Origin of the sequence: Endozoicomonas sp. ALC013 (genome assembly GCF_049310205.1) — a bacterium.
In the GTDB taxonomy this organism is placed as follows: Bacteria; Pseudomonadota; Gammaproteobacteria; order Pseudomonadales; family Endozoicomonadaceae; genus Endozoicomonas.
On the sequence record NZ_JBLYNS010000166.1, the window covers coordinates 1 to 9864 of the forward strand.

At 50.9% G+C, this 9864-nt stretch carries 6 protein-coding genes; 4 read left to right on the top strand and 2 right to left on the bottom strand.

Annotated features, from left to right (window positions below; translation table 11 throughout):
* On the bottom strand, positions 1-1036 hold a 1036-nt coding region (tsaD, locus tag ACO6V1_RS20675; protein WP_422447423.1), incomplete at its 3' end, for a tRNA (adenosine(37)-N6)-threonylcarbamoyltransferase complex transferase subunit TsaD.
* 521 nt (positions 1037-1557) lie between these two features.
* Here tsaD and rpsU point away from each other — a divergent pair.
* The 4 genes from rpsU (at position 1558) to rpoD (ending at position 6546) form a co-directional block, all read left to right on the top strand.
* On the top strand, positions 1558-1773 hold the full coding sequence (gene rpsU / locus ACO6V1_RS20680; protein ID WP_020582360.1) for a 30S ribosomal protein S21: 216 nt from the start codon (positions 1558-1560) through the stop codon (positions 1771-1773).
* Between the two features lie 104 nt (positions 1774-1877).
* Positions 1878-2327 carry a GatB/YqeY domain-containing protein gene (locus tag ACO6V1_RS20685; RefSeq protein ID WP_422447426.1) on the top strand — a complete coding sequence of 150 codons (450 nt, stop codon included), beginning with the start codon at positions 1878-1880 and terminating at the stop codon, positions 2325-2327.
* A 72-nt stretch (positions 2328-2399) separates the two neighbouring features.
* On the top strand, positions 2400-4400 hold the full coding sequence (gene dnaG, locus ACO6V1_RS20690) for a DNA primase (RefSeq protein ID WP_422468307.1): 2001 nt from the start codon (positions 2400-2402) through the stop codon (positions 4398-4400).
* 316 nt (positions 4401-4716) lie between these two features.
* Positions 4717-6546 carry an RNA polymerase sigma factor RpoD gene (gene rpoD / locus ACO6V1_RS20695; protein ID WP_422468310.1) on the top strand — a complete coding sequence of 610 codons (1830 nt, stop codon included), beginning with the start codon at positions 4717-4719 and terminating at the stop codon, positions 6544-6546.
* A gap of 91 nt (positions 6547-6637) precedes the next feature.
* Here rpoD and ACO6V1_RS20700 read toward each other — a convergent pair whose 3' ends face one another.
* Positions 6638-9784, bottom strand: coding sequence for a hypothetical protein (locus tag ACO6V1_RS20700; protein WP_422447432.1), 3147 nt, complete (start codon positions 9782-9784; stop codon positions 6638-6640).
* Positions 9785-9864: the final 80 nt, after the last annotated feature.

Genomic DNA, 9864 nt, shown 5'->3' on the forward strand with positions numbered 1-9864 from the left:
AGCCAACCGGCTCCAGCTCTTCCATAGGCCAGCGGGGCACAGGCACTACTTCAGGCCCATCGCTCTGACCAGCAAGCAGCCGCTGACAGCCAGCATAAGCGATCATGGCACCATTATCCGTGCAGAACTGAGGGCGGGCATAACGCAGTACCGCACCTTCTTTTTCCACCATGGATTCCAGGGCAGCCCGCAGTGACTGATTGGCACTAACGCCTCCGGCAATAATCAGCTGCTTCATACCGGTCTGCTGCAGGGCACGACGACATTTGATGGTCAGGGTTGCCACCACCGCCTGTTCAAAGGCACGGGCAATATCCGCACGATCCTGATCCGCAGGCTCTTTGGCTATCGCTTCTTTACGGCATTTTGCCACGGTATTAAGGGTATAGGTTTTCAAGCCACTGAAGCTGAAATCCAGTCCCGGGCGATCGGTCATGGGCCGTGGGAAACGAAAACGCCCTTCCTGCCCCTGTTCTGCCAGCCGGGCAATGGCAGGACCGCCAGGGTAATCCAGACCCAGCATCGCGGCCACTTTATCAAAAGCTTCGCCGGCGGCATCATCAACCGACTCGCCCAGCAGAGTGTAACGACCAATACCAGCCACCTGCACCAGCTGAGTGTGGCCACCGGATACCAGCAGCGCCACAAATGGAAACGCTACGGGTGTTTCTTCCAGCATGGGTGCCAGCAAATGACCTTCCATATGGTGAACCCCCACCGATGGTATACCCCAGGCCCAGGCCAGAGCCTTGCCAATACAGGCTCCCACCATCAGGGCCCCCACCAGCCCGGGGCCACGGGTGTAGGCGATGGCGTCGATCTGATCTTTACTGATGCCTGCCTGCTCAAGCACCTGGTTAATCAGGGGCAATACTCTCTGGATATGGTCTCTGGAAGCCAGTTCAGGTACCACACCACCGTAATCGATGTGCATATCAATCTGACTGAACAGGGCATCGCTCAGCAGACCTTTCCCGCTGTCATAGAGGGCAATGCCGGTCTCATCGCAGGAAGTTTCTATCCCGAGAACAATCATTAAACCAACCTGTGAAACAATGTGTGCAAAAAGAGTCAGTGAAATTCCCGAATCCGGGTATTTCATAAAGGGGAAGAATCATACGTTAAGTAGTTGGCCAAATGGAATCGTATATTTCTGGCTAAGTGGGCAGTTACTATGCAAGGCACAACGCAGGGAGCATAGCCGTAGCTATGTGACCGGAGTTGTAACGCCGCAGAGTGACTGTCCACTTAGCCAGAAAATATGATTTCATTTGGTTAACTACTTAAGTAGGCGTTTTTTGCATTTTTGCTGAATAAGCTTTAAAATTCGCGCCCTTGAAAAACTGCGACTAATCTGTCTTGTTAATGTGAGTATTAACGTCCTGCTTTGGGTAAAGTCCCGTCTTTTCAAAGCACGATACTGGTAATCACAGAGGTGATTTATCGCATTCGCGCAGCATTGGCTGTAATCCAGCCGTGAGTTTTTTAGCCTTCAGTCGCACTGACCGGGGCGGATTCATGGTCAACATTTGTTATTAAAAGGAAGGTGATCTCTGCATGCCTGCTGTTAAAGTTAAAGAGAATGAACCGTTTGACGTAGCCCTGCGCCGTTTCAAGCGCTCTTGTGAAAAAGCTGGTATCCTGGCTGAAGTTCGTCGTCGTGAGCACTACGAAAAGCCAACTACCGTTCGCAAGCGCAAGGCCGCTGCTGCTGTTAAGCGTCATCTTAAAAAACTGCAGCGCGAGCAGCGTCGTCGTGAGCGTCTGTATTGATCAACTGACCCTAACGTCGGTTGCTTCAATCCTGTGATTTACGCGTTGACTACCATTAAGCTTTGAACCCACCAACCTTAACGTCAGGTAAAAAGGAACGTGTCATGAGTGATTGCATTGTCAGGGATCAACTGACAGAAGCCATGAAGGATGCCATGCGCAATCGCGACAAACCACGACTGGGTACTATCCGTTTGGCTCTGGCCGAACTGAAGCGAATTGAAGTCGATGAAAAGTCACTAGACGATCAACGTGCCCTGGCAGTACTGGACAAAATGGTAAAGCAGCGTCGCGATGCCATTGTACAGTTCGAGTCTGCCGGGCGCACGGATCTTGCCGAACAGGAAAAGCTGGAACTTGAGGTTCTTGCTGACTTTCTCCCCACCCCGCTATCAGAAACTGAAATCATCGAACTGGTCGACCTCGCCATTAACAGCACCGGTGCCTCCGGCATGGCCGACATGGGCAAGGTGATGGGTATTGTTAAACCACAGGCGCAGGGTCGTGCGGACATGTCATCCATCAGCAAAATCGTTAAATCCCGGTTAAGCTGACACTCACCCTGTCGGGTGATAGTATCTATCCAATAGTTATTTTCTTTTCTGTTTCAGGCGCAGCACTCCACCATGGCCGGACGGATTCCCCAGTATTTTATTGATGACCTCCTGACCCGCATTGATATCGTCGATGTGATCGATCACCGGGTTAAGCTGAAAAAAACCGGTCGCAACTACTCTGCCTGCTGTCCTTTCCACAAAGAGAAGACCCCGTCCTTTACGGTGAGCCCTGACAAGCAGTTCTACTACTGCTTTGGCTGCGGAGCCAGTGGCAATGCCGTTGGCTTTGTTATGGACCACGACCACCTGGACTTTCCTGAAGCGGTTGACACACTGGCAGGACAGCTGGGCCTGGAAGTCCCCAGGGAAGAAAACCCGCACCGACAACGGGGCCCGGACCACAGCGAACTATACCATCTGCTGGAGCGCGCAGTGGACTTCTATAGCCGCCAGCTGAAACAGCATGAACAATCCCCAAGGGCATCCCACTACCTGAAAAACCGGGGGCTTGATCCACAAACCTGCCAGCACTTTGCCATCGGCTTTGCACCGCCGGGCTGGGACAACCTGAAAAAAGAGCTGGCCACCTCACCAGAAAAAGAGCAGCAGCTGATCACCACCGGCATGCTGGTCAAAAATGAAGACCGCAATACGGTGTATGATCGTTTCCGGGAGCGCATCATTTTCCCTATCCGGGATAGCCGGGGTCGCTACATTGCGTTTGGCGGCCGTGTTCTGGGCGATGAAAAACCCAAGTACCTTAACTCGCCCGAATCCCCGGTTTTCCACAAAGGCAAAGAGCTTTACGGGCTGTTTGAAGCCCGGCAGGCCAACCGCAAGCTGAGCCGCATCCTGGTGGTTGAAGGGTATATGGATGTGGTGGCACTGGCCCAACAGGGAATCACCAACGCGGTGGCAACCCTTGGCACAGCCACCACCCCTGACCATATGCAGCGACTGTTCAAAGTGGTGCCTGAAGTCATTTTCTGCTTCGATGGCGATGATGCCGGCCGACGGGCGGCATGGCGTGCACTGGAATCGACACTGTCCAACATGCAGGATGGTCGTCAGGCCCGTTTCCTGTTTCTGCCACAGGGCGAAGATCCGGATAGCATGGTTCGCAAGGAAGGCTCCGAAAGCTTTATTGAGCGAATCAAGAGCCAGGCCATCAGCCTGGATAACTTACTGTTCAGGGAACTGGAGTCAGAGCTGGATCTGACCACCATGGATGGTCGTGCCCGCTTGGCCAAACTGGCTCAACCTTATCTTGATAAACTGCCGGAAGGCTTGTTTCGTCAGTTGCTGGTGAAAAAGCTCTCAGACCGGACAGGACTGGATACACACTACCTGGAAGCTCACTTTCAGGAAAGTGCCCGCACCAGAGAGTTATCCACAAGCCGACCAGAGCCGGAAACCCGCAACATCAGCCAGGAAGCACAGGTTCATCATGGTCATTATGAGCCAGCGCCTTTCTACGATGCAGACTACGAAGAAAGACAGTACGCACCAGAAGAACACCCGAGCAATAACACACCTGAGATTTCACGCAGGCCTTCAACCCGCCATCTGACCAACTCAGCCAGACTGGTGACCTGCGGTTATGCCATACGACAGTTATTATGCAATCCGGAGTTTGCCCGGGAAGTTTCCGAGCCATTTGACCACCTGAAACTGGAAAACGACAGTGACAGTCAATTACTGATCGACCTGTTAACCATCCTGAAAAAAGAGCCGTCACTGAAAGCCAGCACGCTTATTGCCCAATGGTACGACACAGAAAAAGGACAGCGCCTGCAAGCCCTGGCCGCCCTGGATCACGGCACCACCGCGCACCGGGATGAGTTTCTGGAAACCCTGGCCAGCATTCGCAGGAAAGCAGGATTAAACCATCAGAAGAACCTGTACAAATCACTTATCCAGAGCTTCCAGAACAAAAAGCCGGGACAAATTAACGAAGAACTTCGCCAGCAGTTCCGTCAACATCAGGAAGCGTTCAGAGAGCAGATGACCCAGCAGCAGGCAACCGACAAAACACCCGGCAACCACCACGAAAAAAATGGGGAAAGTTAATCTTTTTTTTGGTAGTGTCAGACAAATGCAACCGATTCCTCGAATCCATGCATAAAAAAATAACTGCACAACAAAAAATATTAGGTATACTTGAATTTCACTGTGTCCCGTGGAACTGCATTATTGGCCACATTTCTAATTCAAACCCGGTCTGAAAACACCAAGGAAAGGTAACCCGCGTCATGGAATGCATTCCGGTACCTCGTCCAACCAAGTCGGGCCGCTGCCCTGTGGTACTATACCCAGTTTATGAGCTATAATTGCCTGCTTACGTTTTTTTGTCCGGTTCGTCAATATCCGCTGTTAAAGGGTTGATATGTCAGCAAATTCGCAACAACAATCCAGATTAAAAGAGCTTATCGCCCGTGGTAAGGAACAGGGGTACCTGACTTACGCGGAGGTTAATGACCATCTTCCGGAAGATATTTCCGATCCTGATCAGGTGGAAGATATTATCCGCATGATCAATGACATGGGTATCAGCGTCTACGAGACCGCTCCCGACGCCGATACCCTGCTCATGGCTGAAGCCGACACCGATGAAGCTGCCGCCGAAGAAGCAGCCGCAGCGCTTGCCGCCGTCGAACAGGAAGCAGGAAGAACCACTGATCCTGTCCGCATGTACATGCGGGAAATGGGTACCGTAGAGCTGTTAACCCGTGAGGGCGAAATCCAGATTGCCAAGCGCATCGAGGAAGGCTGGCGTGAAGTCATGTCGGCACTGGCTCAATTCCCCGGTTCTGCCCAGATTGTCCTCGACGAATATGACCGCCTTACCGAAGAAGAAGGTCGCCTCACCGACGTTATCAGCGGCTATATAGATCCCGACGATGATACTGAGATCACCAATACCGATGATAACGATATCGAAATCGACGATTCACTTGATGACGATGACGACGATGGTGATGATGAAGACAGCGAAGAAGAGGGCGATAGCGGACTCGACCCGGAAGAGGCCAGAGAGCGCTTCACCCTTCTGAGAGATGCCCTGGAAAAAGCCACCACGGCTATTGCCACTCATGGCCGTGATAACAGCCGGGCGGCACTTGAAGAACTGGCCGAAGCTTTCATGCCGCTGAAGCTGGTTCCACGCATCTTCGACATGCTGGTGTTCCGAATCCGCAATGCCGTGGAGCGCATCCGTGATAACGAGCGCGCGGTCATGCAGCTGTGTGTTCGCAAATCCAAAATGCCCCGCAAGATTTTCCTTAAGGCATTTCCGGGCAACGAAACCAACCTTGGCTGGATCGATGAACTGGCCGCTGGCAGCGGTGGTTACATAGATGCTTTGCAGAACTATCGCGAAGAGATTGTTCGCGCCCAGAAAAAGCTGGCCAATATCGAGAAAGAGTTTGATCTTTCCCTGGTCCAGATAAAAGACATCAACCGTAAAATGTCCCTTGGCGAAGCCCGTGCCCGCCGCGCCAAAAAAGAGATGGTTGAGGCCAACCTTCGTCTGGTTATTTCTATTGCCAAGAAATACACCAACCGAGGCCTGCAGTTCCTTGACCTGATTCAGGAAGGCAACATCGGTCTGATGAAGGCGGTGGACAAGTTCGAATATCGCCGTGGTTACAAGTTTTCGACCTATGCCACCTGGTGGATTCGTCAGGCGATTACCCGATCGATCGCAGATCAGGCTCGCACCATCCGTATTCCGGTTCACATGATTGAAACCATCAACAAGCTGAACCGGATCTCACGACAGATGTTGCAGGAGATGGGCCGGGAACCCACACCGGACGAACTGGCTGTGCGCATGGATATGCCAGAAGACAAGATTCGTAAGGTACTGAAGATCTCCAAAGAGCCTATCTCCATGGAGACACCCATTGGTGATGATGAAGATTCGCACCTGGGTGACTTTATTGAAGATGCTACCATGCAGTCGCCTATCGACCGGGCAACCGGTGAAGGCCTGAAGGAATCTACCCGCATGGTTCTGGCTGGCCTCACCGCTCGTGAAGCCAAGGTACTGAGAATGCGCTTCGGTATCGATATGAACACCGACCACACGCTGGAAGAAGTGGGCAAGCAGTTCGACGTTACCCGTGAGCGTATTCGTCAGATTGAAGCGAAGGCCCTGAGAAAACTGCGTCATCCAACGCGCTCAGATCACCTCCGCAGCTTCCTTGATGAGTAATCATCAACCATAAAAAAAGCACCACACGGTGCTTTTTTTATGGCTTGCACCAAGTGTGACCAAATGCTCAATGAGTGGAATCTACCCGCTCTTATGCAGGCTTCATCAGCGCAAGCAGTTCCTCGACAGCCTCCCTACTCTTAACCTCACACTCATTCAAAGGCCGGGTTTTTGATAACCAGTCGTTAACTCTGAACTCAAAATCATGACGGCAAACATGGTGAGTCAATTTCATTTGAAGACTCTCAGTCAGCGCATGAAGGCGTTGATATTCTTCCTGAAGCTGGTTAGGTCGGCAGCCAGGTTTTCCTTCAGAGTGCAGGGCAATAAACTGTTTGGCTTTATTCAGGATAAGCAGACAGCCTATCAGCAAACCATAAATACGCTCCCCGGTGTTTTGGGGGTTGTGAAACAGAATGGTTTGAGGCAGGTCGAATGCTGCGCCTTTGTGCAATTGCTCTGTCAGCTGATCAAGGTTATCCGTGAGATATTGCAGCGTATCGTTCAGCAATCTGGTTTCTTCTGCAAACAACAAACACCATACCGGCCTCTCAACGCCAGGAACGAGAACGGGCAATCGTGATGCCTTTCCATCGGTTACTCTGGCGTCAACATAAACCTGAAAACCCATTGCCTTTACCCCCAGATCACCGTCTTTAAGATCAATACTGTAGGCCTTTGGCAATTTCATCGCCTGACATTCCGGGACAGGCCAGATGATGACACTTTGAGGGATGTCTGACTCACTGTCGGTATTCAGTGCCTGCAGCTTGTCAAAAAGGGTTCTGACAGATGCTTCTTTCGTGCAGATAATGTCAATCTCATCAAATGATGAGTGGAGGTTCTGTAAAAAGCGTGCGTATGAACCGGTAACCAGAATGGGAGGGTCGGTATAAGAATTATTAATTTCCTGAATAATCTCCAGTGTTTTCAGCGTTATTGAATTTAAATAAGTAACCTGACAAGAAAGTGGGCCTCCTTTGTCAAGATTGGCTGAACACCCGTTTACATCTGTGGAAAAACAGCCAAACCAGGCGTTGTCAGTAAACTGTTCAGGTGATCCGGGGTGCTCTCTACTGACCGCAACAGAAGCCTCAGCTTGACTGTCACAGGCTGAGCATTCTTGATGACTATCACTCCCACGGACAACGGTATTTTCTCGTTTAAACAGCATATTATCCATTATATTGGCTTCACAGCTGCATTGTTCAAACCAGAAGCCCAGAGCATGGCGCATCTTGCTTCCTTCAGAAAAGCGTTGAAGACACTCCAGAACCTGATTCTTATGAACGTGTCGTCCATTAACCAACTGTCTTGTGATACAGCAATGCGCCAGGAAGAAGAAATGGATACGTGAACTCTGAAACGAGTTTCTCAGTCCTTTGATGGATTGCAATACCTGCTCTGCTGACACTCTCTGATGATCAATGGACAGCCCATAGTGCATAGCCATGAATTGCAATTGACATTGCAGTCGTTGTTGCTCGTCGTCTTTATGGGATGCGTTGTTTAAGATTTGCCAGGCCTCTTGAAGTATCTCCTGAGCTGCATTGTTTTCATCATAATGCATGGGTTGTTTCAACTTTTGAATCAGATACCCGGCTTGCTTTACAGCATGATCGCCGGGTACTTCATTAAATACTTCTAACACTTGCCGGTTATCCAGACAGGCACCGTTCAATTCTCTTGCCGTTAATGCCAGCTGTACATAAAAATAAGCCCTTTCCATTAACCAGCCACCGCCTTCATAATCCTTAACCACTGCATCCGCTTCGACCAGCCGACCATTCAACGCCACTCCCCTGAGGCAACATTCCTGTTTGAAGCGCGTCATCCCCAGCCTGCCTTTCGAATTGTCCGGGAAATCCTTAATCACCGTATCCGGTGTAACCGGCTGGCCATTCAACGACAGCCCTCTCAGACAACATTCCTGTTTGAAGCGCGGCAGCTCCAGTGTTGCTTTGGCCTCCTCATAACCCTTAACCACCTCATCGGGTGTGACCTGCTGCCCCATTAACGGCACGCCGTTCAAGCAACATCGCTCTTTGAAGCGCGTCAAATCCAATACTGCCCTGGCTGCCTGATAACCCTTAACGACCGCCTCAGGTTTGACCTGCTGGCCTTCCAACAGCAGACCCTTCAGGCAACATGCCTCTTTGAAGCGCGCCTGTTCCAATATTGCACTGGCATCCTGATAACCCTTAAACACCACATCCGGTGAGATCCGCTTGCCATTCAATCGCAGGCCTCTCAGGCAACACTCCGATTTAAAGCGGGCCAGCTCCAGTGTTGCCTTGATTGCCTGATAATCCTTAACCACCGCCTCCGGTGTGACCGGTCGGTCATTCAATGGCAACCCCCTCAGGCAACATTCCACCTTAAAGCGCCCTATCCCCAGATTGCCTTGCGGGCTACACGGGAAAGCCTTAATCACTGCATCCGGTGTGACTTGCTGGCCATTCAACGGCAGCCCCCTAAAGCAACATGCCGCCTTAAAGCGCGCCAACTCAAGTGTTGCACTGACTGCCTGATAAGCCTTAATCACCGCATCGGGAGTGACTTGCTGGCCATTCAATAACAGGCCCCTCAGGCAACATTCTGCTTTGAAGCGCGCCAGTGCCATTTTGCCTTCGGGACTACCCGGAAAATCCTTAACCACTGCATCCGGTCTGACCTGGTGACCATTCAATAGCAAACCCCTCAGGCAACAGAGTTGCTTGAAACGGGCCAGTTCCAGTGATGCTTTGGCTGCCTGATATTCTTTTACCACCACATCCGGCGTGACCTGCTGACCATGCAACAGCCGCCCCCTTATACAACATTGCGATTTGAAGCGCGCTATCGCTAATTTGTACTTATTTTGATTTGGCTTCCGATTGAATTCCTGAATGACCTGATCCGGGAATACTTTTTGATTGTTATAAAGAATGTTCTTTAAGCAAAGCCTCTCAAGGAATAAACCACTCCTGAGAGACGTTGTATCATTTCTATAAGCTGAGAGCACATCAGCCGGGGTGATTTGACGTCCCTGCAATAGTTTTTTTTGCCAAAAGGCATCCTCAATATCCTTGCCATCATTCAGCGCTGAGGCTGTATCTTTATGAGTCTGATAGACTCTTTTACCGTTAAATCTGTTTCTGGAGCTGTCAGGAATACCGCTTGAACTGACTTGCCGGTCAACTCTAGCAGGCTTTCGATGGGAGTCGGTTGATGATGCCTTCAGAATAAAGCCCTGCACGCCTGGACTATGAATACCGAAGTTTGACCTCAAGAGGATTATTAGGTTCCACTGCCATGTGGGTTAAACACAGTCAGACT

Bases quoted from the DNA above. Each gene is read 5' to 3' on its own strand.
- rpoD (WP_422468310.1), top strand. From the start codon at position 4,717: ATGTCAGCAAATTCGCAACAACAATCCAGATTAAAAGAGCTTATCGCC.
- ACO6V1_RS20685 (WP_422447426.1), top strand. From the start codon at position 1,878: ATGAGTGATTGCATTGTCAGGGATCAACTGACAGAAGCCATGAAGGAT.
- rpsU (WP_020582360.1), top strand. From the start codon at position 1,558: ATGCCTGCTGTTAAAGTTAAAGAGAATGAACCGTTTGACGTAGCCCTG.
- dnaG (WP_422468307.1), top strand. From the start codon at position 2,400: ATGGCCGGACGGATTCCCCAGTATTTTATTGATGACCTCCTGACCCGC.